At 71.2% G+C, this 24,979-nt stretch carries 26 protein-coding genes and 1 pseudogene; 6 read left to right on the top strand and 21 right to left on the bottom strand.

Going from position 1 to position 24,979, the window contains the following annotated elements; all coding sequences use genetic code 11:
* Positions 1-37: 37 nt before the first annotated feature.
* The 4 genes from pyrH to HUN59_RS08460 all read right to left on the bottom strand — a co-directional run bounded on the left by pyrH (position 38) and on the right by HUN59_RS08460 (position 4,423).
* Positions 38-757, bottom strand: coding sequence for a UMP kinase (gene pyrH, locus HUN59_RS08475; RefSeq protein ID WP_058742043.1), 720 nt, complete (start codon positions 755-757; stop codon positions 38-40).
* A gap of 156 nt (positions 758-913) precedes the next feature.
* Positions 914-1,741 carry a translation elongation factor Ts gene (gene tsf / locus HUN59_RS08470; protein ID WP_058742042.1) on the bottom strand — a complete coding sequence of 276 codons (828 nt, stop codon included), beginning with the start codon at positions 1,739-1,741 and terminating at the stop codon, positions 914-916.
* Between the two features lie 80 nt (positions 1,742-1,821).
* Positions 1,822-2,709, bottom strand: coding sequence for a 30S ribosomal protein S2 (gene rpsB / locus HUN59_RS08465; protein WP_058742041.1), 888 nt, complete (start codon positions 2,707-2,709; stop codon positions 1,822-1,824).
* A gap of 274 nt (positions 2,710-2,983) precedes the next feature.
* Positions 2,984-4,423: a sugar porter family MFS transporter gene (locus tag HUN59_RS08460; protein WP_174778099.1), complete on the bottom strand. Its 1,440-nt coding sequence runs from the start codon at positions 4,421-4,423 to the stop codon at positions 2,984-2,986.
* Positions 4,424-4,722: 299 nt separating this feature from the next.
* Between HUN59_RS08460 and HUN59_RS08455 the strand changes: the two genes are divergently transcribed.
* Positions 4,723-5,316, top strand: coding sequence for a M23 family metallopeptidase (locus HUN59_RS08455; RefSeq protein WP_217483637.1), 594 nt, complete (start codon positions 4,723-4,725; stop codon positions 5,314-5,316).
* A gap of 171 nt (positions 5,317-5,487) precedes the next feature.
* Here HUN59_RS08455 and HUN59_RS19645 read toward each other — a convergent pair.
* From HUN59_RS19645 to rplS, 9 genes and pseudogenes are all read right to left on the bottom strand, one after another.
* Positions 5,488-6,521, bottom strand: a pseudogene (locus tag HUN59_RS19645) (tyrosine recombinase XerC).
* 25 nt (positions 6,522-6,546) lie between these two features.
* Entirely contained in the window at positions 6,547-7,851 is a 1,305-nt protein-coding gene (gene dprA / locus HUN59_RS08445) for a DNA-processing protein DprA (protein WP_174778097.1), read from the bottom strand.
* Positions 7,851-9,371, bottom strand: a complete 1,521-nt coding sequence (locus tag HUN59_RS08440; protein ID WP_174778096.1) for a YifB family Mg chelatase-like AAA ATPase — start codon at positions 9,369-9,371, stop codon at positions 7,851-7,853. Before HUN59_RS08440 ends, dprA begins: the two co-directional genes overlap by 1 nt.
* The gene (locus HUN59_RS08435; RefSeq protein ID WP_114850075.1) at positions 9,368-9,736 is read right to left on the bottom strand and encodes a YraN family protein; all 369 of its coding nucleotides are present in this window, start codon (positions 9,734-9,736) and stop codon (positions 9,368-9,370) included. The genes HUN59_RS08440 and HUN59_RS08435 overlap by 4 nt, the downstream gene beginning before the upstream one ends.
* A gap of 163 nt (positions 9,737-9,899) precedes the next feature.
* The gene (locus HUN59_RS08430; RefSeq protein ID WP_058742035.1) at positions 9,900-10,256 is read right to left on the bottom strand and encodes a histone-like nucleoid-structuring protein Lsr2; all 357 of its coding nucleotides are present in this window, start codon (positions 10,254-10,256) and stop codon (positions 9,900-9,902) included.
* 114 nt (positions 10,257-10,370) lie between these two features.
* Complete coding sequence (locus HUN59_RS08425; RefSeq protein WP_058742034.1) at positions 10,371-10,694, bottom strand: DUF2469 family protein; 324 nt, start codon at positions 10,692-10,694, stop codon at positions 10,371-10,373.
* Between the two features lie 44 nt (positions 10,695-10,738).
* Positions 10,739-11,446, bottom strand: coding sequence for a ribonuclease HII (locus HUN59_RS08420; protein ID WP_174778095.1), 708 nt, complete (start codon positions 11,444-11,446; stop codon positions 10,739-10,741).
* Positions 11,443-12,192: a signal peptidase I gene (gene lepB, locus HUN59_RS08415; RefSeq protein WP_058742032.1), complete on the bottom strand. Its 750-nt coding sequence runs from the start codon at positions 12,190-12,192 to the stop codon at positions 11,443-11,445. The genes HUN59_RS08420 and lepB overlap by 4 nt, the downstream gene beginning before the upstream one ends.
* Positions 12,193-12,361: 169 nt before the next feature.
* Entirely contained in the window at positions 12,362-12,718 is a 357-nt protein-coding gene (gene rplS / locus HUN59_RS08410; RefSeq protein WP_058742031.1) for a 50S ribosomal protein L19, read from the bottom strand.
* A 166-nt stretch (positions 12,719-12,884) separates the two neighbouring features.
* Between rplS and map the strand changes: the two genes are divergently transcribed.
* Entirely contained in the window at positions 12,885-13,676 is a 792-nt protein-coding gene (gene map, locus HUN59_RS08405) for a type I methionyl aminopeptidase (RefSeq protein ID WP_174778094.1), read from the top strand.
* Between the two features lie 59 nt (positions 13,677-13,735).
* On the opposite strand, the gene trmD is transcribed toward map, so the two are convergent.
* The 5 genes from trmD to HUN59_RS08380 form a co-directional block, all read right to left on the bottom strand.
* Positions 13,736-14,428, bottom strand: coding sequence for a tRNA (guanosine(37)-N1)-methyltransferase TrmD (gene trmD, locus HUN59_RS08400; RefSeq protein WP_174778093.1), 693 nt, complete (start codon positions 14,426-14,428; stop codon positions 13,736-13,738).
* Positions 14,429-14,434: 6 nt separating this feature from the next.
* A complete protein-coding gene (rimM, locus tag HUN59_RS08395; protein ID WP_174778092.1) occupies positions 14,435-14,977 on the bottom strand; it encodes a ribosome maturation factor RimM in 543 nt (180 codons plus the stop codon).
* 19 nt (positions 14,978-14,996) lie between these two features.
* Positions 14,997-15,233 (bottom strand): RNA-binding protein, encoded by a 237-nt coding sequence (locus HUN59_RS08390; protein WP_022902329.1) that lies wholly within the window; start codon positions 15,231-15,233, stop codon positions 14,997-14,999.
* Positions 15,234-15,237: 4 nt separating this feature from the next.
* Positions 15,238-15,651 carry a 30S ribosomal protein S16 gene (gene rpsP, locus HUN59_RS08385; RefSeq protein ID WP_058742027.1) on the bottom strand — a complete coding sequence of 138 codons (414 nt, stop codon included), beginning with the start codon at positions 15,649-15,651 and terminating at the stop codon, positions 15,238-15,240.
* A 176-nt stretch (positions 15,652-15,827) separates the two neighbouring features.
* Positions 15,828-17,948: an FAD-dependent oxidoreductase gene (locus tag HUN59_RS08380; RefSeq protein ID WP_174778091.1), complete on the bottom strand. Its 2,121-nt coding sequence runs from the start codon at positions 17,946-17,948 to the stop codon at positions 15,828-15,830.
* A gap of 78 nt (positions 17,949-18,026) precedes the next feature.
* Between HUN59_RS08380 and HUN59_RS08375 the strand changes: the two genes are divergently transcribed.
* Entirely contained in the window at positions 18,027-19,157 is a 1,131-nt protein-coding gene (locus tag HUN59_RS08375) for a glutamate--cysteine ligase (RefSeq protein ID WP_174778090.1), read from the top strand.
* 72 nt (positions 19,158-19,229) lie between these two features.
* Here the strand turns inward: HUN59_RS08375 and ffh are convergent, their stop codons facing one another.
* Positions 19,230-20,786, bottom strand: coding sequence for a signal recognition particle protein (ffh, locus tag HUN59_RS08370; RefSeq protein ID WP_058742024.1), 1,557 nt, complete (start codon positions 20,784-20,786; stop codon positions 19,230-19,232).
* A gap of 117 nt (positions 20,787-20,903) precedes the next feature.
* Between ffh and lipB the strand changes: the two genes are divergently transcribed.
* Both lipB and lipA read left to right on the top strand, forming a co-directional pair.
* The gene (gene lipB / locus HUN59_RS08365; protein WP_174778089.1) at positions 20,904-21,656 is read left to right on the top strand and encodes a lipoyl(octanoyl) transferase LipB; all 753 of its coding nucleotides are present in this window, start codon (positions 20,904-20,906) and stop codon (positions 21,654-21,656) included.
* Positions 21,653-22,636: a lipoyl synthase gene (gene lipA, locus HUN59_RS08360; protein ID WP_174778088.1), complete on the top strand. Its 984-nt coding sequence runs from the start codon at positions 21,653-21,655 to the stop codon at positions 22,634-22,636. The genes lipB and lipA overlap by 4 nt, the downstream gene beginning before the upstream one ends.
* Positions 22,637-22,661: 25 nt before the next feature.
* Here the strand turns inward: lipA and HUN59_RS08355 are convergent, their stop codons facing one another.
* Both HUN59_RS08355 and ftsY read right to left on the bottom strand, forming a co-directional pair.
* The gene (locus HUN59_RS08355; protein WP_141862001.1) at positions 22,662-22,820 is read right to left on the bottom strand and encodes a DUF4175 domain-containing protein; all 159 of its coding nucleotides are present in this window, start codon (positions 22,818-22,820) and stop codon (positions 22,662-22,664) included.
* 50 nt (positions 22,821-22,870) lie between these two features.
* Positions 22,871-23,740 carry a signal recognition particle-docking protein FtsY gene (gene ftsY, locus HUN59_RS08350; RefSeq protein ID WP_174778087.1) on the bottom strand — a complete coding sequence of 290 codons (870 nt, stop codon included), beginning with the start codon at positions 23,738-23,740 and terminating at the stop codon, positions 22,871-22,873.
* Between the two features lie 209 nt (positions 23,741-23,949).
* Between ftsY and HUN59_RS08345 the strand changes: the two genes are divergently transcribed.
* Positions 23,950-24,978: a TerC family protein gene (locus tag HUN59_RS08345; RefSeq protein WP_174778086.1), complete on the top strand. Its 1,029-nt coding sequence runs from the start codon at positions 23,950-23,952 to the stop codon at positions 24,976-24,978.
* The last annotated feature ends 1 nt before the right edge of the window (position 24,979 follow it).

Below are 24,979 nucleotides of genomic sequence, written 5' to 3'. Positions count from 1 at the left end.
CTTCGGTACTGCTGTCGAGTCTAGTCAGCGGCCGGGGTCAGTTGCTGACCACCGTGCCGATCCGCTCCCCGCGGATCGCGGCGGCCACGTTGCCCTCGCCCTCCATGCCGAACACGTGCATCGGCATGCCGTTGTCCATGCAGAGGGAGAACGCGGTGGCGTCCACGACCTTGAGACCCTGGAGCAGCGCGTCCTGGTACGTCACGTGGTGGAGCTTCTCGGCCGTGGCGTCCTTCTTCGGGTCCGCCGTGTAGACGCCGTCGACGCCGTTCTTCGCGACGAGGACCTCGTGTGCGTCGATCTCGAGCGCACGCTGCGCGGCGACCGTGTCGGTGGAGAAGTACGGCAGACCGGCACCGGCACCGAAGATCACGATGCGGCCCTTCTCGAGGTGACGCTCCGCGCGGCGCGGGATGTAGGGTTCCGCGACCTGGGTCATGCTGATCGCGGACTGCACGCGCGTGGCCGCCCCGGCCTGCTCGAGGAAGTCCTGCAGCGCGAGGGCGTTCATCACCGTGCCGAGCATGCCCATGTAGTCGGCGCGACCGCGGTCCATGCCGCGCTGCGAGAGCTCGGCGCCGCGGAAGAAGTTCCCGCCGCCGACCACGATCGCGACCTCGACGTCCTGCGCGGCCGCGGCGATCTCCTTGGCGATGGTGCTGATGACGTCCGGGTTCACCCCGAGGGACCCGGCCCCGAACGCCTCCCCCGACAGCTTCAGCAGGACCCGGCGGCGTCCGGTCTTCTCGTTCGTCATGTGGCGCACCCTTCGTCGAATGTCTCGTGGGAATCTACCCGGCCGGAGCCGGTCCGGCGGAGGAGGTCGTGCCTCCGTACCGGTTCCGCGCGTGTCGCAGCGCGCGCAGAAACGGGGCCCGGAACCGATGTGGTTCCGAGCCCCGTCACGGGTTCGCTACGCGCCGACCTTGACGCGGGCGAAGCCCTGGATCGTGATGCCGGCGTTCTCGGCGGCCTTCGCGACGGACAGCTTGTTGTCCTTCGCGTAGTCCTGCTCGAGGAGCGCGACCTGCTTGCGGTAGGCGTTGAGGCGACCCTCGACGATCTTCGGCAGGGCGGCCTCCGGCTTGCCCTCCTCGCGCGTGATCGCCTCGACGGTCGCACGCTCCTTCTCGATCGCCTCGGCCGGGATCTCGTCGCGGGTCAGGTACGTCGGGTTCGCGAACGCGACGTGCTGGGCGATCGAGCGGGCCTCGGCCGCGTCGGAGCCCGAGTAGGCGATGACGACGGCGATCTGCGGGGGCAGGTCCTGGCTGGTCTTGTGCAGGTAGACCTCGAAGGCGTCGCCCTCGACGCGGACGACCGTGCGGAGCGCGAGCTTCTCGCCCAGCGCAGCGGCGGCCTCGTCGATCGCCTCGGCGACCGTCTTGCCCTCGAGCGGCGCGGCGTTGCCGGCCTCGACGTCGGACGCACCGGCGGCGGCGACCGCGGCGACGACCTTGTCGGCGAGGGTGGTGAACTTCTCGTTCTTCGCGACGAAGTCGGTCTCGCTGGCGAGCTCGACGACGGTGGCGGCGCCACCCTCGGTCGACGCCACGACGACGCCCTCGGAGGTCGCACGGTCGTCGCGCTTGGCGACGGCCTTCGCGCCCTTGATGCGGAGCAGCTCGACGGCCTTGTCGTAGTCGCCGTCGGCCTCGACGAGGGCGTTCTTGGCGTCCATCATGCCGGCCCCGAGGTCCTCACGGAGCTTCTTCACGTCAGCAAGGCTGTAGTTGGCCATTGGCTGGAGTCCTTTCTGGACTGGAGTTGTGGAGAGAGAAGGAAGGGGCGCCGAGCCGACCGGCCCGACGCCCCCGGATGTCACTCGGCGGGGGTGGCTTCGGCGTTCTTGTCGGCCTCGGCGATCGGCTCGCCGATCTCCTTCGCGGCGACCTGCGCGTCGGCGTCGTTCTCCTCGACCGGGGTCTCGGCGGCGGGCGCGGCCGGCGCGGCCTGCTCGCCACCGAGGAGCTCCTGCTCCCACTCGGCGAGCGGCTCGGCCTCTTCCTGGTCGCCACCGTTGTGGCGGGTCTTCAGGCCCTCGGCCGCGGCGTCGGCGACGATGCGGGTGAGGAGACCGACGGAGCGGATCGCGTCGTCGTTGCCCGGGATCGGGTACGTGATCTCGTCGGGGTCGCAGTTGGTGTCGAGGATGCCGATGACCGGGATCCCGAGCTTCTGCGCCTCGTCGACGGCGAGGTGCTCCTTCTTGGTGTCGACGATCCAGAGCGCGCTCGGGGTCCGCGTGAGGTTGCGGATACCACCGAGGGTCTTGTGGAGCTTGTCCAGCTCGCGCTTCTTGATGAGGAGCTCCTTCTTGGTGAAGCCCTTCGTCGTGTCGTCGAAGTCGATCTCCTCGAGCTCCTTCATGCGCGCGAGGCGCTTGGAGACCGTCTGGAAGTTCGTGAGGAGACCGCCGAGCCAACGCTGGTTGACGTACGGCTGGCCGACGCGGGTCGCCTGCTCGGCGATGGAGCCCTGGGCCTGCTTCTTGGTGCCCACGAAGAGGATCGTGCCACCGTGCGCGACCGTCTCCTTGACGAAGTCGTACGCGCGGTCGATGTAGGCCAGCGACTGCTGCAGGTCGATGATGTGGATGCCCGAGCGCTCGGCGAGGATGAAGCGCTTCACCTTCGGGTTCCACCGACGGGTCTGGTGTCCGAAGTGGACGCCGCTGTCGAGCAGCTGGCGGATGGTGACGACGGCCATGCCGTCCCTCCTTGTTCTCGGCGCACGGCTGTCAGGCCGTGCGCACGGTTGCGGTTGTGTCGGTCACGACCGGTGGTCGTGACCCCTGGCGCCCTGTCCGCACGGCCGCCCGCTCGTGAGAGCGGGACCGGTGGCCGAGAGACGCGAGTGGACGCGCGAAGTCAGCGCGCTCGGCGCGCTGCTGGAAGCACTCTAGCAGGTCTGGACGCACTGGAGGCGCGGTGCGGGTCGGACCCGCACCGCGCCTCCAGGACGTGGTGACGCTGGTGCGTCGTTACTTGGCGGACACCGTGTCACCCTCGGCCGTGATGCCCATCTCCTCGAGGGAGCGGCCCTTGGTCTCCGGGATCTTCGCGATCACGAAGAACAGGGAGAGCAGGGCGAACAGGGCGTAGATGCCGTAGGTCACGGTCAGGTTGAAGCCGGACAGGACCGGGAACGAGATGGTCACCAGGAAGTTCGCGACCCAGTTCGCCGCGGAACCGACACCGAGCGCGGTCGCACGGATGCGGTTCGGGAACATCTCGCCGAGGAGCACCCACATGAGCGGCCCCCACGTCGCGCCGAAGGACACCACGAACAGGTTCGCGAAGACCAGCGCGATGATGCCCCACGAACCGGGCAGCTGCGGCGCGCCGTCCACGATGGTGGCCTGCGAGAAGGCGATCGCGACCATGGTCAGCGACACGAACATGCCCGCGGAGCCGGCGACCAGCAGCGGCTTCCGCCCGAGCTTGTCGACCGTGAAGATCGCGATGAAGGTCACCGCGACGTTCACCACCGAGGTGATCGTCGAGATGAGGAACGAGTCGCTCTCCTTGAACCCGACGGCCTGCCAGAGCGTCGTCGAGTAGTAGAAGATCACGTTGATGCCGACGAACTGCTGCAGGACGGCGAGGATGATGCCGACCCAGACGATCGGCTGCAGCCCGAAGCGGTTGCCCCGGATGGAGCCCTTCTTCTCCTTGGACTCCTTCTCGATGCCGTCCTGGATCTCCTCCAGGCTCGTGTTCACCGTGTCGCGCGGGACGATCTTGCCCATCACGTCGCGGGCGTCCTCCTTGCGGCCCTGTGCGAGCAGGAAGCGCGGGGACTCCGGGAGCGTGATCGCGAGCACGCCGTAGACCACCGAGGGGATCACGCCGACCAGGAACATCCAGCGCCACGCGGCGAGCCCGAGCACCTGCTCCGACGCACCGCCGGCGGTCACCGCGAAGATCTGGTCGGACAGCAGCGCGGCGAAGATACCGAGGGTGATCGCGAGCTGCTGGAACGACGCCAGCCGACCGCGGATCGCTTTCGGGGACACCTCGGAGATGTACGCGGGGGCGATGACCGACGCGGTGCCGATGCCGAGACCGCCGACGAGACGCCAGATCACGAGGTCCCAGGTCGCGAACGCGAAGGCGCTGCCGATCGAGCTGACGAAGAACAGCACCGCTGCCCAGAACATGACGCGGGTGCGGCCCCAGCGGTCGGCCAGGCGGCCGGCGAAGTACGCACCGAAGGCGCAGCCGATCAGGGCCGAGGCGACCGCGAAGCCGCTGGCGGCCTCGGACAGGCCGAACTCGCCCTTGATCGCGTCGACGGCTCCGTTGATGACGGAGGAGTCGAATCCGAAGAGGAAGCCACCGACCGCCGCCGCGATGGCGAACAGGGTGACCTTCCCCTTGAACGCACGGTCCTCGCCGTGCTGGGTGGACGTGTTCGACACGGTGCTCCAGGTTCTTGCCGCCGTGCTGGGTGGCGCACGGTGCCCCGGCGGTCGGCTGGTTCGCCGTCCGAGCGGCGTTGCGTGTTCCGGAGCGCCCCAGACCCTACTCCCCGTTCGGGGCGCGGGCACAACCGGGGTGCGCGGGCGGGTCGGCCCACTCCTCCACCGGACGGGAGGCGCGGCTCCCGTTCCACAGACCGCCAGCGCCGTGCGCGGATCGCGTCCGGCGCTGCGACCCTCGGTGCATGCGGTGGAGCGGGTCACTCACGGGGACGGTACTGGTCGGAGCAGTGCTGGGCGTGTCGGTGCCGGTCGGGTCGGTGCCGGTCGGATCGGTGCCGGTCGGGTCGGTGCCGGTCGGATCGGTGTCGGTCGGGTCGGTGCCGGTCGGGTCGCTGCGGTCGGTCGGTGCGGCGGTGCTCGCGCCGGGGTCCCCGGGAGCGGCGGTGCGGGCGGCGGACGCGCAGGACGAGGCGCCGTGGGTGTGGCCGACCGGCTCACGGATCGTCGAGCGCGGGTGGGAGGCCCCGGCCGACGACTACTCACCGGGGCATCGCGGGATCGACGTCGCCGCGTCGATCGGGACGCCCGCGGTGGCGGTGGCCTCCGGCACGGTGTCGTTCGCCGGTTCGGTGGCCGGCCGCGGCGTGGTGTCGATCGACCACGGCGGCGGGCTCGTCTCCACCCTGGACTCGGTCGACCCGTCGGTCTCCACCGGGGACGCGGTTGATCAGGGCAGCACCGTCGGCACCGTCTCGGTCGGGCACTGTCCGGCGTCGGCCCCGTGCCTGCACCTCGGCGCGAGGGTCGACGGTCGGTACGTCGACCCTCTGCCGTACCTGCCGGCCGCCGAGTGGCCGGTGCTGCTGCCGGACGACGCCTGGCCGGGGTGACACGAGCGGGCCGGGCGTGCTCGGGCCGGGCGTGCTCAGGCCGAGCGTGCTCGGGCCGAGCGTGCTCGGGCCGAGCGTGCTCGGGCCGAGCGTGCTCGGGCCGAGCCTCGGCGGGCTGGTCTGCTCGGGCCGGGTCTGCCCGGCCCGGATCTGCTCCGCGGCGACGCCGGATCAGGCGCGCGGATGGGCCGTGCGGTAGACCTCCCGCAGGCGCGCCGACGAGACGTGCGTGTAGATCTGCGTCGTGCCGAGGCTCGCGTGCCCGAGCAGCTCCTGCACGGCGCGGAGGTCCGCTCCCCCGTCCAGCAGGTGCGTCGCCGCCGTGTGCCGGAAGGTGTGCGGCCCGCTCGGACCCTCCCCCGGCAGGTCCTCGAGCACACGGGCCACGATCCGGTAGGCGCCACGGGTGCCGAGTCGGCCACCCCGGTCCCCGAGGAACAGCGCACCGTCCGATCCGGATCCAGCGGCGGCGATGCGCGGACGCCCGGCCTCGGCGGGCGAACGCCCGGCCCCGGCCCCGGCCCCGGCCCCGGCGACGACACCGCGGCGTCGGTGCGCGCTGCCGCCCGTGCGGCCAGCACCGGACGACCGCGGCTGGTCCAGGCCTCGAGGGCATCCCTGGCGGGCACCCCGAAGGGCACCACGCGCTCGCGGCCGCCCTTTCCGAGCACCCGCACGGTCAGCCGGGACCGGTCGACCGCGGTCAGGTCGATCCCCACCAGCTCCCCCACACGGATCGCGGTGGCGTACAGCAGTTCGACCACCGCGAGGTCGCGGAGCGCCACCGGGTCGTCGCCAGAGGCCCGACTCGCGAGCCCGTCGAGCAGCACGCGCACCTGGTCGGACCCGACGACCCGCGGCAGGTGGGCCGCGCTCTTCGGCGCCCGGAGCCGCGCCCCCGGGTCGGTCGGCAGCACCCCGGACTCGCTCGCCCACCGGGTGAACGCTCGGACAGAGGACGAGCGCCGCGCGATGGTCGACCGCGCGAGCCCACGCTGGTCTGCCTCCCAGAGCCAGTCGCGGAGGAGCTCGAGTCCGACGCCGTCGAGGGTCGCGATGCCACGGTCGTCCGCGAAGGCCACGAGCTGCTCGAGGTCACTCGCGTACGCGCGGACCGTCTGTTCGCTGAGCCCACGGGCCGCGCGGACGTGCGTGAGGAACGCCTCCACGACCACGACGAGTCGGTCGTCCGTCTGCTCCGCCACGGCCCCAGCGTAGGCGCGATCCCCGTCACGCCCGCGCCCACCCGCCGCCGATGTGCACCACGAGCCCCTGCAGCTCTGCCAGTGCCAGCGCGTCGGCGACCTCGGCCTGCGACATCCCCGAACGGACGACGATCTCCGGCTCGACGAGCGGACGCCGGCCGAGCGCGTCGAGGACACGGAGCACCTCGGGATCCGTCCGCGCCCCGACGAGCGGGTCGGTCCGAGCGCGGTGGCGGGCGGTCCCGGCACGGTGCGGGTCGTCGTGCTCCCGGCCGTCGGGCGAGCACGACCCCGGCGCCGGGACGTCAGCGACAGAGGTCTCCGCCACGACCGCGCGGACCGGGTCGTCCGGACGCACGACGATCTGGGCCCGCCCGTCGGCGACCAGCCGGTGACACCCCACCGACGCCGACGACGAGAACGCCCCGGGGACCGCGAAGACCGGCCGGCCGAGCTGCGCGGCGTGGTGCGCGGTGTTCAGCGCCCCCGACCGAGCGCCCGCCTCGACCACGACGGTGGCGTCGCCCAGCGCAGCGATCAACCGGTTCCGCGCCAGGAACCGCCAGCGACTCGGCCTGGTCCCCGGCGGTGACTCCGCCAGCAGACGGCCCTGCCGGGCGACGGTCCGGAGCAGGTCGGTGTTGCCGACGGGGTAGAGCTGGTCGATGCCTCCGGCGAGCACCGCGACGGTGGTCGCCCCCGCAGCCAGGGCGACGCGGTGCGCGACGGCGTCGATCCCGTAGGCACCTCCGCTGACGACGGCACACCCCGAGTCCGCCGCGGCGGAGGTGATCTCGGCCGCCGCCTCTGCGCCCGCGACCGTGTTCGCGCGGGACCCGACGACCGCGAGCGTCGCCGGGTCGTCAGCCCGTGTGCCGATCGCCCAGAGCACGACCGGCGCGTGCGGTCCGAGGTCGTCCACCCGATCCGGCCACCCCGGAGCCCCTGGGACGAGCAGTCGCGCCCCGACCGCGAGCGCCGCACCGACCGTGTCGGTAGGACGTCGCGCCCGGAGTCGCGGTCCCCAACGTCCGACGGCCGCCCGGAGCGCCGTCCCGAGGGCGTCGGGATCGTCAGCACCCGCGACGTCGTCCTCGAGGGCGGTCCACAGGAGTCCCCGGAGTCCGGCGTCCCCCGTCCCGACGGCCCCCTCGACGGCGCGGAGGGCGCGCTCCGGCCCGCACGCAGCGAGCAGCGCGCCCGCCACGCCGTCGCCGGGCTCCACGAGCGCGGACCACACCACGCGGGCCGCCGCCTCTCCGAGGTCGACCCCGTGGACCCCGGGCCCGAGGGCGGTGCCGACCAGGTCCCGCCATGCCTGCTGCCGCATCAGAGCGCACCCCTGAGCGCGAGGGCCTCGTGCACGTGGTGGGTCGCAGGCCGCTCGGCACCCTCGAGGTCGGCGAGCGTCCAGGCGAGTCGCATGGTCCGGTCCCACCCCCGCATGGTCAGCGTGCCGAGGTCGAGCGCCCGGTCGAGCGTCGCCGTCGAACCAGGCTCGGACCGCCCGGCCCCGCGGAGCCAGGCCCCGGACACCTGCGCGTTGCTCGTCCATCCCGTCCCGTCGAGCCGCGCACGTGCTCGGTCCCGCGCACCGACCACGAGCGTCCGGGCCTCGGCGCTCGTCGGTGTCCCGCCGTCCGCCGCCCGGATGGACGCCGTCGTGACACGTGGCACCCGGACCCGGATGTCCAGCCGGTCGAGCAAGGGACCGGACATCCGGGCGAGGTAGCGCCGGACGGTGGACGGCGGGCACTCGCACGGCTGCGTGCCCTGTCCGGCGTTCCCGCACGGACACGGGTTCGCCGCGAGCAGGAGCTGACACCGCGCCGGGAACTCCGCGGCGCCCGCCGCCCGGTGCACCGTCACCGTGCCGGACTCGAGCGGCTGCCGGAGGGCGTCGAGCACCGCGCGCGGGAACTCCGGCGCCTCGTCGAGGAACAGCACCCCTCGGGTCGCGCGCGACACCGCGCCCGGGCGGACCGTCCCGCTGCCCCCGCCGATCAACGACACCGCGGACGCCGAGTGGTGCGGCGCCTCCCACGGCGGCCGGGTGGTCCACGAGGCCGCTCCGGCACCGGCGACCGACCGGACCGTCGCGAGCTCGAGCGCAGCCTCGTCGTCGAGGTCCGGCAGGATCCCGTGCAGGCGCTCGGCGAGCATCGTCTTCCCCGCTCCCGGAGGCCCGAGGAGCAGCGCGTGGTGGCCCCCGGCCGCCGCGGCGATCACCGCCCGTACGCCGATCGGGTTGCCGACCACGTCCGCGAGCTCCGCTGCCGGGGCGGGTGCGGCCGGGAGCTCGGGCGCGAGCACCGGGTCCACCTCTACGGGCGGCAGCAACGCTCCCCCGGCGATCGCCGCCGCGCGCAGCGAGTCCACGCCGACCACCTGCACGCCGGAGACCACGCGCGCCTCGGCCAGGTTGCCCACGGGCAGCACGACCCGCTCGATGCCGGCCTCGCGCGCGGCGAGCAGCATCGGGATGACCCCGTGCACCGGTCGCACGCGGCCGTCGAGCCCGAGCTCCCCGACGTAGGCCGTCCGCTCGGACACGTCCGGTGCCACCTCGGCGGCGGCGAGCACGGCCATCGCGATCGCCAGGTCGAACCCCGACCCGCGCTTCGGGATCGCGGCCGGGGTCAGGTTCACCGTGATCCGCCGGGCCGGGAGCGGCGACCCGGCGTTGGCCGCGGCCGCCCGCACGCGCTCCCGGGCCTCGCCGAGCGAGGTGTCCGGCAACCCGATGATGCTGAAGCCCGGCAGCTGGCTCGTGAGGTGCGCCTCGACCTCGATGCACCGCGCCCGCACCCCGAGCAGCGCGATCGCGGTCGTCCGTCCGACCCCGCTCACAGCACGCCCTCGACGTGCTCGACGCCGTGACGGTCGCCGTCGAGGTGCACCGCCACCGCGTCGATGCGGATGAACGGCGCACTCGTCTCCGGGTGCTCGCGGAACCACTGCGGCACGAGCTGCCGCAGCCGGGCGGCCTTCGCCGGCGTGATCGCCTCGAACGGGTGTCCGGCGGTCGGCCCGGTGCGGGTCTTCACCTCGACGAAGACGAGCGTGCCCCGATCCCACGCGACGACGTCGACCTCACCGGACCGACACCGCCAGTTCCGGTCGACGATCCGGTATCCCTTCGCCACCAGCCAGTCGACGGCCAGCGCTTCCCCCGTCGCTCCGATCGCCCTGCGACCTGTGTTCGTCCGTTCCACGGCGTCACCTCCGCCATTCACGATGACGGCGACTGATCACCTCGCGGCGGTCGTTCCCGGATCGGTGGAGAACACCGCGCCAGGAATGCGTTGTGGAGGAACGACGGAACCCCGGACGACACGAGGTCGTCCGGGGTTCCGGGGAGTATCAGTGCACTGGAACTCAGTGCGCTGCTGCGTAGGCTTCCTGCACCTGGGTGGAGATACGGCCGCGGCTCGAGACCTCGTACCCGTTCTCCTTGGCCCATTCGCGGATCTTCGCGAGTTCTTCCGAGTTGCCACGCTTCGGTGCCGACTTCGGTGCCGAGGCGGAGCCCGAACCGGAGCGACGGCCGGACACCTTGCGGGCGGCCGCGACGTAGTCGGAGATGGCCTCGCGGAACTTGTCGACGTTGTCGTCGGACAGGTCGATCTCGTAGTTCGAACCATCGAACGCGAATTCGACCGTGCGGCCTTCACCCGCGGCGATGGGGGAATCGTCGAGGTCGTCGACGAGCTGGACGGTGACCTTCTGTGCCATGTCTGCTCCTGTTGTCAGTGGATGTTTCCACTGCAGGTTAGCGGAATGCGCCGCCGAATGTCCGACGTGACACTGCATTTCTCCCGGAGAACATTCTCCGACAGAAAACGACGTTCACTCGTCGAGTGCGAGTTCCTTCGGCAATTCGAGTTCACGCGACGTGAGTTCCTCGACGTTCACGTCCTTGAACGTGAGCACCCGCACCGACTTCACGAACCGGTCGGAACGGTAGACGTCCCAGACCCACACGTCACTCATCGACAACTCGAAGTAGAAGTCGTGCTCGGTGTCACGGCGCACGAGTTCGACCTCGTTCGCCAGGTAGAAACGCCGCTCGGTCTCGACCACGTAGCGGAACTGCGACACGACGTCGCGGTACTCGCGGTACAGGGCCAGTTCGACCTCGCGGTCGTAGTCGTCGAATTCGTCGTCATCCATCGCTCCGACAGTCTACGGCGACACGGGGCGACCGTCGCGCCGGCTCAGCGTCCGACGAGCTCGAGTCCGTCGAAGCCGTCGAGCGCCACCGCCGAGGCCTGGTGCAGCCAGCTCTTGCGGTGCAGTTCGTGCGCCCCGACCGCGCGGATCGCGTCGTAGTGCGCGGTCGAGCCGTAGCCCTTGTTCGAGGCCCACGCGTAGTGCGGTGCGTCCTCGTGCGCGGTCGTCATCAGGCTGTCCCGTTCGACCTTCGCCACGACCGACGCCGCGGCGACGGAGGCGCAGTCCCGGTCGGCCTTGACCCGCACGACCACGTCGAGCGGTCCCGTCGCCGGGTGCATCGTCGGCGGCACGGCGCGGGACAGCCAGTCGAACGACCCGTCGAGCACGACGACCGCGCCCTCGAGGTCGAGACCGTCCGCGACGAGCGACCCGAGCGCGGCAGCCCCGGCCTGCCCGAGCGCCGGGACGATGCCCTGCTCGTCGACGACCTGCGCCGAGGCCATCCCCACCGCGGTCCGCGCCCACCGCCGGACGACGGGGACGAGTTCGATCCGGCGGGCGGCCGACAGCAGCTTCGAGTCCGCGAGCCCCTGCGGCACGCGCCCGACGTCGAGCGTGACGGCGGCGACACCGACCGCGACCGGTCCGGCGATGGCGCCGCGACCGACCTCGTCCATGCCGATCACGGTGACGCGACCGGCCGACAGCAGCCGCTTCTCGACGCGGAGGGAGGGACGGACGGCGGTCACTCGTCCCGCTGCTCCACGCCGGCGAAGACGTCGGGGTAGTCGTCGAGCCACGTCCAACGGCTCGTCGGCCACGAGATGACGAAGGCGCGTCCGGTCACGTCGGACAGCGGCACGAAGCCCTTCGACGGGGTGTCGCCGTTGTACCGGGAGTCCTTCGAGTCGTAGCGGTTGTCGCCCATCACCCAGATGGTGCCCTCGGGGACGGTCACCGAGAAGTTCGTGCCGGACGCGCGGGTCTCCCCCACCGGCAGTTTGAGGTACGGCTCCTTGATCGGCACGCCGTTGACCGACATCTGCCCGAGCTCGTTGCAGCAGGACACCTTGTCGCCGGGCAGACCGATCACCCGCTTGATGAGGTGGTCGTCGCTGTCCCCGGTGCCGAGTCCGACCTGCGTCAGGAGCCAGTCGATGGCCTTCGCAGGCTGCGTGTCCGGAGCGACCTTCGGCACGTCGGCGCCGCTGAGCCATCCGCCCGGGTCCTTGAAGACGACGACGTCCCCGCGCTTCAGGCTGACGACGTCCGGCACGAGCTCGTTGACGATCACCCGGTCGTTGATCTGCAGGGTGTTCTCCATCGACGCCGACGGGATGTAGAACGACCGGATCAGGAACGTCTTGACGAGGAACGAGACGAGCAGCGCGGCGACGAAGATGATGACGAGGTCGCGGAGGAAGGTGAGGACTCCGTTCGCCTTCTTCTTCTCGGTCCGCGGGCGCCGGCCCGATCCCTGCGTCGTGTCCGTCATGTCCGCTCTCGTTCACACCCGTGCGCGCCGGAGCGAGCAGGTACTGCAGTCCGGGTCGCCGGTGGACGACTTCCCGGACGACGGGAAAGGGCCCCCCGTCGATGCACAACCGTACATGGACGAGGGGCCCGCAGCGGCACCCGCCTCGCGGGGCTCACTGTGAAGGCGATCAGGCGTCGCGCTTCTCCTTGATCTTGCGGCGGGCCGCCTTGCCGCGCAGCTCGCGCAGGTAGTACAGCTTCGCGCGACGGACGTCACCACGGGTGACGACCTCGATGTGGTCGATGATCGGCGAGTGCACCGGGAACCAGCGCTCGACGCCGACCTGGAAGCTCACCTTGCGGACCTTGAAGGTCTCGCCGAGGCCGTGGCCCTGACGCGCGATGACGACGCCCTGGAAGACCTGGACGCGCGAGCGCGTGCCTTCGATGATGTTGACGTGCACCTTGATGGTGTCGCCGGGGCGGAAGTCCGGGACGTCGGTGCGCAGCGACGCTGCGTCGACGTGGTCGAGGAGCTGGCTCATGATGGGTTCACTCTCTGCGGACGCGCACGGGTCGCCGCGGATCGGTTGTGGAAAGAATGGTGTGTACCCGGAAACGGCGACTCCCCCGTGGCAGAGTCCAGCCAGGGCACAGCGATCAATCTTGCCACAGAACCGCGGACCCCGCCAACCGGTGCAGGATGGACGGATGATCGAACTCCGTACCGCCGCCGAACTGGACGGCCTGCGCGCCGCCGGCCGGTTCGTCGCCGACGTCCTCGACGAACTGCTCACGACGGTCGACGTCGGGATGACCCTGCTCGACCTCGACCGCGTCGCGGCCCGGATGATCGCCGACCGGGGCGCGGTGAGCTGCTACGTCGACTACCACCCGTCGTTCGGCAACTCCCCCTTCGGCAAGAACCTCTGCACGTCGGTCAACGACGCGGCGCTCCACGGGCTGCCGTACGACCGCGTGCTCGTGGACGGCGACCTCGTCAGCCTGGACTTCGCCGCGAGCGTCGACGGCTGGGTCGCGGACTCCGCGGTGACGGTGCAGGTCGGCACACCCCGCGACGAGGACCAGCACCTCGTCACGACCGTCGAGCGTGCACTCGCGGCCGGCATCGAGCAGTTCCGGCCGGGCAACAAGCTCGGCGACGTCTCGTACGCGATCGGCCGGGTGGCGAAGGACGCCGGCTACAGCGTCAACACGCAGTTCGGTGGACACGGCGTCGGCCGCACCATGCACGGTGAACCGCACGTCCCGAACGACGGACGACCCGGGCGCGGACTGAAGCTGCGACCGGGACTCGTGGTCGCCATCGAGCCGTGGCTCATGCAGGGCACCGACGAGCTGGTCCAGGACGAGGACGGCTGGACGCTGAAGAGCGTCGACGGCTCGCGCGCGGCGCACGTCGAGCACACGGTCGCCGTCACCGACGCGGGTCCCGAGGTCCTCACCCTGCGTCGCGCGCAACGGTCCGACGCCACCCACTGACGGACTGGAGGCGCGGTGCCAGCCGGCACTGTGCCTCCTGTCCGTCGATCGCGACCGGCCTACGCGTCCGGCAGCAGGTCCGGACGGACGCGCCGCGTCCGCTCCACCTGCTGCTCGTGCCGCCACGCGGCGACGCGGGCGTGGTGCCCGCTGAGCAGGACGTCCGGGACCTCGAGGTCCCGCCAGACGGCGGGCTTCGTGTACGAGGGGTACTCGAGCAGGCCGTCCTCGTGGGACTCCTCGACGAGGGACTCCGGGTTGCCGACGACGCCGGGGACCAGGCGTCCGACGGCCTCGATCATGGCCATGGCCGCGACCTCGCCGCCGTTCAGCACGTAGTCGCCGAGCGAGAGTTCCACCACCGAGCAGCGGGACGCCGCCCACGCGAACACTCGCGCGTCGATGCCCTCGTACCGCCCGCAGGCGAACACGAGGTGCTCCGACGTCGACGCGAGCGACCGCGCGATCGACTGCCGGAACGGGGTCCCGGCGGGGGTCGGCACGACGAGGGTGGACGAGCCGTCCCCGCGCAGGACCGACTCGAGCGCCTGGGCCCACGGCTCCGGCTTCATCACCATGCCGGCGCCGCCGCCGTACGGCGTGTCGTCGACGGTGCGGTGCCGGTCGGTCGTCCACTGCCGCAGGTCGTGCACGTGCACGTCGAGCAGACCGTCGACGCGCGCCTTGCCGAGCAGGGAGACGTCGAGGACCGAGAAGAACTCGGGGAAGATCGTGACGATGTCGATGCGCACGGCGGCCTAGGAGATCGTCTCGGGCCGCGAGGTGTCCTCGGGGTCCTCGAACAGGCCGGTCGGCGGCGTCACGGTCACCGTGCCGGCCTCGATGTCGACCGACGGCACGATCGCCGAGACGAACGGTACGAGTACCTCGCCGCGGTCCGCGGTGTCGATCGCGAGCAGGTCCTGCGCCGGCAGGTGGTCGACGCGTGCGACCGTCCCGACCTCGACGTCGTCCCGCAGGACGCGGAGGCCGACCAGCTGGTGGTCGTACCAGGCGTCGTCCTCGCCGGTGTCGGCGTCGGCGTCCTGTTCGACCCAGAGGATCGCCCGTGCGAGGGTCTCGGCCGCGGTGCGGTCCCCGATGCCCTCGAAGAAGGCGACCGGGTGGCCGTTGTACCAGCGGAGCTCGTCCAGCGTGATCGTCTTGCCCGACCACGGGGACTCCGCAGGAACCTGGAGCGTGAACTCCGCTCCTGGCGTGAACCGACGATCCGGGTCGTCGGTGTAGAGCTCGAGCTTGATGCCGCCCTTGAGCCCGTGCGCCTTCGTGATTCGACCCACCCGGAGCTGGGTCGTCTCCCTAGGAATCGGTGTCGACCACGTCGACCCGCACCCGCTTGCCGTCGGCGAGAGCCGAGACGAGGGTGCGGAGCGCCTTCGCGGTCCGTCCGGCGCGACCGATCACGCGGCCGAGGTCCTCGGGGTGCACACGCACCTCGAGGACCTCGCCCCGCGCGGAGGTGGAACTGGCGACGCGCACGTCGTCCGGGTGATCGACGATCCCCTTGACGAGGTGCGTCAGCGCGGATTCGAGCAAGGAATCAGGCCTCGGTCGTCTCGGCGTCGTCCGATGCGTCGGCAGCAGGGGCCTCGGGGGCCTTCTTCTCCGACTTCGGCTTGAGGACCGGCTTCTTGGCCGAGTCGGCCACGAAGGCCTGCTTCGGCTCGGCGACCTTGACGACGGACTCGGTGTTGCCCTCGCCCTTGAACTTGCCCCAGTCGCCCGTGAGCTTGAGGAGCGCCGCGACCTGCTCGGTCGGCTGCGCGCCGACACCGAGCCAGTACTGGGCACGGTCCGAGTTGATCTCGATGACCGAGGGCTCCTCGGTGGGGTGGTACTTGCCGATCTCCTCGATCACGCGACCGTCGCGCTTGGTGCGCGAGTCGGCGACGACGACACGGTAGTACGGCGCACGGATCTTACCGAGACGCTTGAGACGGATCTTGACAGCCACAATTGCTCCTGTTGCGTGTTGTTGTGGTTGAACCGGAACCGCGGGCGTGGGGGCACGCGCGGCGGAAGCTCGAAGGGAGTCGCGCACTGCTGGATAGAGGGTCGAGCAGACGCGATTCGACCGTTCATTCTTGCAGATCTCCGGCTGAGAAGCGAGCCGAGACGCGCCGGAGATCGTCACGGTGCGAGTCGGCGGACCGCCTCCAGCGCCTCGCTCGTCGCCCGGACGGCGTCCACACCGCGCGCGTCCCGGGCGCCGCCCACCACCGCGAACGGCACACCGGCGACGCGGAGGCGCGGCACCAGTCCGTCGGCGGCGGTCGCCGCTGCGGCCGGGCTCGGTTCCTGCCCGGCGCACACCACCACGTGGTCGGCCGGCACGGCGCGCTCCTGTCCGTCCTCGTCGCGGATCCAGAGCCGCCCCGGCTCGACGCGGAGGTACTCCTGCACCCCGCCGACCATCCGGACGCCGGCGTCCCGCAGCCGTCCGACCGCCACCCACCGGGAGGTGATGCCGACCCCCTGCCCGAACTTCCCGGACCGCCGCAGCACCGTGACGTCCGACCCCGGCCGGAGCACCCGTTCGGCGGCCGGCTCGCGCTGCGGGACGTCGCCGAGGACCTCGTCGGACACCGCGACGTCCCACCGCTCGCCGAACTCCCGTGCCCGGACGACCTCGTCGGGCGACTCGACCAGGAACGCCGCCGTGTCCACGCCGATGCCGCCACCCCCGACGAGCGCGACGGTCCCGGCCGGGACACCGTGCCGAAGCGCGTGCTCGTAGCTCACGACGTGCGGCAGGTCGCCCCCGGGGACGTCGAGGGTGCGCGGGACCACCCCGACCGCCACCACGACGGCGTCGCTGCCGAGCAGGTCCGACACGTCCGCGGCGTGTCCGGTGCGGACCACGGCGCCCCGTTCCTCGAGCTCGGCACGGGCGGCCCGGACCGTCGCGGCGTAGTCCTCCTTGCCCGGGACGAGCGCCGCGAGGTCGAACTGGCCGCCGAGCCGGTCGTCGGCCTCCCACACCGTGACGCGGTGCCCCCGGCGCGCGGCGTCCACGGCCGCGGCGAGGCCGGCCGGACCGCCGCCGACGACGTCGACCCGCTTCGGTTCGTCCGTCGGGCGGGACGGGAACGCGAGCTCACGGCCCGCGCGCGGGTTCACCAGGCACGAGACCGGCGCACCGACGATCGACCGGTCCAGGCACGCCTGGTTGCAGCCGATGCACGTGTTGACGAGGTCGAATCGACCGCCGAGGGACCGGTCGACGAGCGCGGGGTCGGCGAGGAACGGCCGCGCGAGGGCGACTGCGTCGAGCAGGCCGTCGGCGAGGACCGCCTCGCCGTCGCGCAGGTCGGTCATCCGGTTCGAGGCGATGACCCGCACGTCGGGGAACGCGGACGCCCGGACGACCCGGGCGATGCGTTCGGCGTACGCGAGCCACGCCCCGTGCGGCACCGCGGCCTGCACGGTGGGCGTCCGGGACTCGTGCCAGCCGATGCCGACCGAGATCCCGTCGAGCCCGAGGGGCAGCAGGTCGTGCACGAGCGCGTCCACCTCGGCGTCGGTCGTCGACCCCGGCATCAGGTCGGCCCCGGAGAGCCGGATCGTCACGGCCAGGTCGGGCACCGCGGCGCGCACCGCACGGACGACCTCGACCGCGAACCGCCGGCGCTTCTCCGGCGTCCCGCCCCACGCGTCGTCGCGCAGGTTCGTGAGCGGTGACTGGAACTGGTTGATCAGGTACCCCTCGGACGCCATGATCTCGACACCGTCGAACCCGATCGCCCGCGCCGACCGGGCCGCCGCGGCGAAGTCCTCGACGGTCCGCTCGACCTCGGCCGCCGTCAGTTCCTCGGGCACGACCCCGCGTGCGGCCGCCCACGGCAGTGCCGACGGTGCCACCGCGCGCTGCTGCCGCCCGTGCCGGTCGAGCACGCCCTGCACCAGGGCGTAGCGCCCCGCGTGGAAGAGCTGGGCGAGGATCGTCCCACCCTCGTCGTGCACGGCGGCGACGGCCACCCGGAAGCGCTCGTCCGCTCCCTCGGCGCCGAACACCGCGAAGTCCGGGCCACCACGGGCCTCGTCGCTCACCGCGATGCCGCCGGTCACGATGCACGCGGCACCGCCCGCCGCCCGCTCCCGGTAGAACGCGGCCATCGCAGCGCCGCCGTCGTCCAGCACCTCGAGCCCGGTGTGCATCGACCCCATGAGCACGCGGTTCGACAGGCGCAGCGGCCCCAGGGTCCACGGCGAGGAGACGACGGCGAGCTCGGGCACGGCAACGTTGCGCATGCCACCACTCTGCCGGACGCCGCGCCGGGCGCCGTGTTCCTTGTGCCGACCCTCCAACATCACGGGCAGGATGGCCGCATGGACATCCGCTTCACCGAGTCCCGCCCGTCGACCATCGGCGTCGAGTGGGAACTCCCGCTGGTCGACCGGGACACCGGCGACCTCGCGCCCCGCGCCCCCGCCGTCATCGCCGCCGTGCAGGAGCGCCTCGGGGACCACGACCGGGTGACCGAGGAGCTCCTCACGAACACGGTCGAGGTCGTCACGGGTGTCCACGAGACCGTCGGCGGTGCCACGTCCGAGCTCTCCGGGATCATCGGCGAGGTCATCGACGCGGCCGAACCCCTCGACGCCCAGGTGATGTGCTCCGGCACGCACCCCTTCGCGGTGTGGGACCAGCAGGAGATCACCGCCGACAGCGAGCACTACACGACGCTCATCGAGCGGACGCGCTGGTGGGGCCGGCAGATGCTCATCTGGGGTGTCCACGTGCACGTCGGCATCGACGACCGCGACAAGGCCGTGCCGATCATGAACGCGATGCTCGCGTACGTCCCGCACCTGCAGGCGTTCACCGCGTCGAGCCCGTTCTGGGCCGGCACCGACACGGGCTACGCGTCGAACCGCGCGCTCATGTTCCAGCAGCTCCCGACCGGCGGCCTCCCACCCTCGATCGGCGCGTGGTCCGGCTTCGAGACCGTCGTCGACGACCTGACGAAGACCGGCGTGATCGACGGGTTCAAGGACCTCCGCTGGGACATCCGGCCCTCGCCGGGCTGGGGCACGCTCGAGAACCGCGTGTCCGACGGCGTCTCCACCCTGCACGAGGTCGGCGCGGTCACCGCGTTCGTGCAGTGCCTGGTCACCGCACTGTCCGACCGGCTCGACCGCGGCGAGACGCTGCCGTCGATGCAGCCCTGGTTCATCCGCGAGAACAAGTGGCGCGCGGCCCGCTACGGCATGGAGGCCGAGATCATCACGAACGCGGCCGGCGACGAGCGCCTGGTCACCGATGAGGTGCACGACCTGGTCGAGCGGCTCGACCCGATCGCGGAGCGGCTCGGCTGCCAGCAGGAGCTGCACCACCTCGACACGATGATCGCGGACGGCGCCTCGTACCAGCGCCAGCTCCGGATCGCGCAGGAGCACGGCGGCGACCTCCGCGCCGTCGTCCGCCACCTGGTCACCGAGCTGCGCGACTCGCTCTAGACGCAACCCGCGAACGGACAGGAGGCCCGTGGCGGGATCGCCACGGGCCTCCTGTCCGTCATCCGGTCGCGACTAGCGACCCAGGAACTTCTGCAGGCTCGCCATCTCTTCCTCGGTGGGAGCCTTGGGGTTCTTCGACCCGCCGAACCCGAAGCCCGAGCCGCTCGGCGTCTGCTGCTGCGGCTGCGCCGCGGCACCCGACGCCAGCGCCGCGCGCTTGGCGGGGTTGCCGACCTTCTTCTTCTTGGCGCCGCCCTGCTGCTGCTTCTTCTTGCCGCCGTGCATGCCCGGGATCGGACCCATGCCCGGCATCTGCGGCACACCGCCGCGCGCGACGGTCTTCATCATCTTCGCCGCCTGCTCGAAGCGGTTCACGAGGGCGTTGACCTCGGTGACGGTCGTGCCGGAGCCCTTGGCGATGCGGAGCCGCCGCGAGCCGTTGAGGAGCTTCGGGAGCTGGCGCTCCTGCTTCGTCATCGACTGGATGATCGCCTCGGTCCGGACGATCTCGCGCTCGTCGAAGTTGTCGAGCGCCTCGCGCATGCCCTTGGCACCCGGGAGCATCCCGAGCATGCCCTTGATCGAGCCGGCCTTGCGGAGCTGCTGCATCTGCCCGAGGAAGTCGTCGAGCGTGAACGAGTCGCTCGCGATCTTCTCGGCGACCTTGCGCGCCTCGTCCTCGTCGAACGCCTGCTGCGCCTGCTCGATGAGGGACAGGATGTCGCCGAGGTCGAGGATGCGGCTCGCCATGCGGTCCGGGTGGAACGGCTCGAAGTCGTCGAGCGACTCGCCGGTCGACGCGAACATGATCGGGCGGCCGGTGACGCTGGCGACCGACAGGGCCGCACCACCGCGGGCGTCGCCGTCGAGCTTCGACAGGACGACACCGGTGAAGTCGACGCCCTCCTGGAAGGCGCGCGCGGTGTTCACGGCGTCCTGTCCGATCATCGCGTCGATGACGAACAGGACCTCGTCCGGGTCGACCGCCTTGCGGATGTTCGCGGCCTGCTTCATGAGCTCCGCGTCGACGCCGAGACGACCGGCGGTGTCCACGATGACGGTGTCGTACTGCTGGTCGACGGCGGCCTTGATCGCGTTCTTCGCGACCTTCACCGGGTCGCCGACACCGTTGCCGGGCTCCGGGGCGAAGACGTGCACGCCGGCCTGCTCGCCGACGACCTGCAGCTGCTGCACGGCGTTCGGACGCTGCAGGTCCGCCGCGACGAGCATCGGCGTGTGGCCGTCCTTCTTGAGCCACTTGCCGAGCTTGCCCGCGAGGGTCGTCTTGCCGGCGCCCTGCAGGCCCGCGAGCATGATGACCGTCGGCGGCCGCTTGGCGAACTCGAGCCGACGCTGCTGTCCGCCGAGGATGCCGACGAGCTCCTCGTTGACGATCTGGACGACCTGCTGCGCCGGGTTGAGGGCCTTGTTGACCTCGTCCGAGAGCGCGCGCTCGCGGATGGATGCGGTGAAGGACTTGACGACCTCGAGCGCGACGTCCGCGTCGAGCAGGGCCCGGCGGATCTCGCGGACGGTGCCGTCGACGTCGGACGGGGACAGACGACCCTTGGTCCGCAGGTTGCGGAAGGTCTCGGTCAGCCGATCGGAGAGTGAGCCGAATTGCGCCATGATCCGTCGATTCTACAGGCCGCACCGCCGGGCCCCCGGACCGCGGACGATGTCCGTCCACTGCACTCCCGCACGGGTTGTTGGACGCAGTCCAGGAACTGCCGTAGCGTGCTCCCCGTGGAGGAACTCGAGATCATCCGGTGGCCCGGACTCCTCGACTACGAGGAAGGCGTCGCCCTGCAGCGCGCGTACCACGCCGACGTCGTCGCGGGCCGTTCGCCCGGGGTCGTCGTGCTGTGCGAGCACCCGTCGGTGTACACCGCCGGTCGCCGGACCGAGCCGTCCGACCTGCCGACGGACGGCTCCCCAGTGGTCGAGGTCGACCGGGGCGGGCGCATCACGTGGCACGGTCCCGGGCAGCTCGTGGCCTACCCGATCGTCCGACTGCCCGCACCGCTCGACGTCGTCGCGTGGGTGCGGGACCTCGAGCAGGTGGTGCTCGACACCGCGGCGTCCGTCGGGCTCAGCGCGCAACGGGTCCCCGGGCGCAGCGGCGTGTGGCTGCCACGACCGGGCGAGGACGGACCCGGCGCCGGGTCCGACGGCGCCGGCGACGACCGGCACGGCCGCACCCTCGACAAGGTCGGCGCGATCGGCCTGCACGTCGCCGAGGGCGTCTCGAGCCACGGCATCGCGGTGAACTGTGACAACGACCTGACCCCGTACGCCGCGATCGTCCCGTGCGGCATCGCCGACGCCGGGGTCACGACCCTGAGCCGAGCGACCGGACGGCACGTCACCGTCGACGAGGTCGCCGCCGCGGTCGGGCACCGCATCGAACAGGCCGTCGCGGGCATGCACGCCGGCGCCCGCATCAGCACGGCCGGTCACGCCGGTCCCACCAGCACGCGACAGGAGGTCGCCGCATGACCCTCGCCCCCGAAGGCCGCCGGATGCTCCGCGTCGAGGCCCGCAACGCCGAGACGCCCATCGAGGTCAAGCCCGCCTGGATCAAGACGCGGGCGGTGCAGGGCCCCGAGTTCCGCGAGCTGTCCGGCCTGGTCCGCGACAAGCAGCTGCACACCGTCTGCCAGGAGGCCGGCTGCCCGAACATCTTCGAGTGCTGGGAGGACCGCGAGGCCACCTTCCTGATCGGCGGCTCGCAGTGCACGCGGCGCTGCGACTTCTGCCAGATCGACACCGGTCGGCCGGAACCCCTCGACCGCGACGAGCCCCGACGGGTCGCGGACTCGGTCGCCGAGATGGGCCTGAAGTACGCCACGGTGACGGGTGTCGCCCGCGACGACCTCGACGACGGCGGCGCGTGGCTCTACGCCGAGACCATCCGCGCGATCCACGAGCACTCCCCCGGTACCGGCGTCGAGATCCTCGTCCCCGACTTCAACGGACGCCCCGACGAGCTCGGTCAGGTGTTCGACGCCCGCCCCGAGGTCTTCGCGCACAACGTCGAGACCGTGCCGCGGATCTTCAAGCGCATCCGGCCGGCGTTCCGCTTCGACCGGTCACTCGACGTCATCACGCAGGGTCGCGACGCGGGACTCGTGACGAAGTCGAACCTGATCCTCGGGATGGGCGAGGAGCGCGCCGAGGTCGAGGACGCCCTGCAGCAGCTCCACGACGCGGGGACCGACATCATCACCCTCACCCAGTACCTCCGACCGTCGCCCCGGCACCTGCCGGTCGCGCGGTGGGTCAAGCCGGAGGAGTTCGTCGATCTCCGCGAGGTCGCCGAGCGGATCGGGTTCGCCGGCGTCCTCGCGGGCCCCCTCGTGCGGTCGTCCTACCGCGCCGGGCGGCTGTGGGCCCGTGCGACGGTGGCGCGTGGCGGCTCGGTGCCGCCGCACCTGTCCCACCTGCTCGACGCGACGCCAGGGCGCCAGGCCGTCTGACGTCCGCCGACGCGACCGGTCGTCGCTACGCGCGGCCGCGGATGCTCCGCAGCAGCCAACCGATGACGGCCAGCAGGACGATGACGATGCCGACCCACAGCAGGAACTTCAGGGCACCGACGAAGATGCCGCTGAAGAGCAGGACGAGGCCGACGATGATCGCGATGATCAGCAGAGCGGGCATGGGGTGTCTCCTAGTTCTGGCGGGCAGTACGGCGGAGACGGTACCCGGATCTAGCCCACCAGGTTCTGCACGAAGACGTGGGGGGTGAAGCCGGTCAGGTCGTTGATCCCCTCGCCCTGACCGATGAGCTTGATCGGGATCCCGGTCTTCTCCTGCACGCTGAGCACGAACCCGGCCTTCGCGGAGCCGTCGAGCTTCGTGATGACGAGCCCGGTGACCCCGGCGCCCTCGATGAACGCCTGCGCCTGGGTCAGGCCGTTCTGCCCGGTCGTGGCGTCGAGGACGAGCAGCACCTCGGCGATCTCGGTCTGCTTCTCGACCACGCGCTTGATCTTCGAGAGCTCGTCCATCAGCCCGGCCTTGGTGTGCAGTCGGCCGGCGGTGTCGATGACGACGATCTCGGTGCCGTCGTGGATGGCCTTCTCGACCGTCTGGTACGCGACCGAAGCCGGGTCCTGACCGGGCTGCGCCGGGCGCACGACGTCCACGCCGGCGCGCTGGGCCCACGTGGCGACCTGCTCGACGGCGGCCGCGCGGAACGTGTCCGCCGCGCCGACGAGCACGGTGCGGTCGTACGTCTTGAGGAACTTCGCGAACTTGCCGATGGTGGTCGTCTTGCCGACGCCGTTCACGCCGACGACCAGCACGACGGCTGGACGGGCGCTGAGCTTGAGCGTGGTGTCGAGCTTCGACAGGCGCTCCTCGAGCACCTCGCGGAGCATGCGCTGCAGGTCCGCCGGGTCGGTCGTGCCGTACCGGTCGACGCGCGCGTGCAGGTCCTCGATGACCTCGTCCGCGATGTCGGGGCCGAAATCCGCACCGATCAACGCGGTCTCGAGGTCGTCCCACGTGGTCTCGTCGATGGTCTTCCGCTGGAACAGGCCGCGGAGACGGGAGGACAGGGACCAGGAACTCGCCATGTTCCCAGCTTAGAGCGCGTCGAGTGCGGGCTGTGCCGGATAGGCTCAGGTCCTGAAGGGGAGTACTCCCTCGCGGCGCACCCGTCAGTACGGTCTGGGACGATCCAGGCCCGGGACGCCGGTCGTGACGACACGGTCGACACGGTGGAGGAGACCTTCAGGCATCGGCGTACCCGCACGGCGGGACGCCCCGAACCTGAAGGACATCCATGGACGTTCCTCTCTACGTCTGGCTCATCACCATCGCGGGCATCCTCGCGCTGCTGGTGTTCGACTTCTACTCGCACGTGCGCACGCCGCACGTGCCGCACATCAAGGAATCCGCGTTCTGGTCGGCGTTCTACGTCGGGCTCGCGATCCTGTTCGGTGTCGGCATCCTCGTCTTCGGCGGCGGACAGGCCGGCGGCGAGTACTTCGCCGGGTGGTTGACCGAGAAGGCGCTGTCGGTCGACAACCTGTTCGTCTTCCTCATCATCATGACGAGCTTCGCGGTGCCGAAGGAGTTCCAGCAGAAGGTCCTGCTGGTCGGTGTCGCGATCGCCCTCGTCGCGCGCGGTGTGTTCATCGCCCTGGGCGTCACGATCATCGAGAACTTCTCGTGGGTGTTCTACCTGTTCGGCGCGCTGCTGTTCTGGCTCGCGTGGTCGCAGGCCCGCAGCAGTGGTGAGCACGACGCGTCCGAGGGCGACTCCCGCCTCATCCGGATCCTCCGCCGCATCATCCCGACGTCGAAGGACTACGACGGCGACAAGCTGACCACCCGGGTCGACGGCAAGCGGCTGTTCACCCCGATGCTGCTCGTCATGGTCGCCATCGGTCTGACCGACGTGCTGTTCGCCCTCGACTCGATCCCGGCGATCTTCGGTCTGACGCAGGACGCGTTCATCGTGTTCACCGCGAACGCGTTCTCGCTCCTCGGTCTCCGCCAGCTCTACTTCCTCATCGCGGGGCTGCTCGAGCGGCTCATCTACCTCGGTCAGGGTCTCGCCGTCATCCTCGCGTTCATCGGCGTGAAGCTCGTCTTCCACGCGATGCACGTCAACGAGGTGCCGTTCATCAACGGTGGGCAGCCGATCCTCTGGGCGCCGGAGATCCCGATCTGGTTCTCGTTGAGCTTCATCGCGCTGACGATCGCCGTCGCGACGGTCGCCTCGCTGGTCGTCTCGAAGAAGCGCCAGGAGCGCGGCCTCACCCCGACGGGTCAGCCGAATACCGCGGTCGAGGCCGACGCGAAGTAGT

It is taken from the genome of Curtobacterium sp. Csp2, assembly GCF_013347165.1.
The sequence above is the reverse complement of the archived record's forward strand: the minus strand, read 5'-3'. Positions and strand labels throughout refer to the sequence as shown.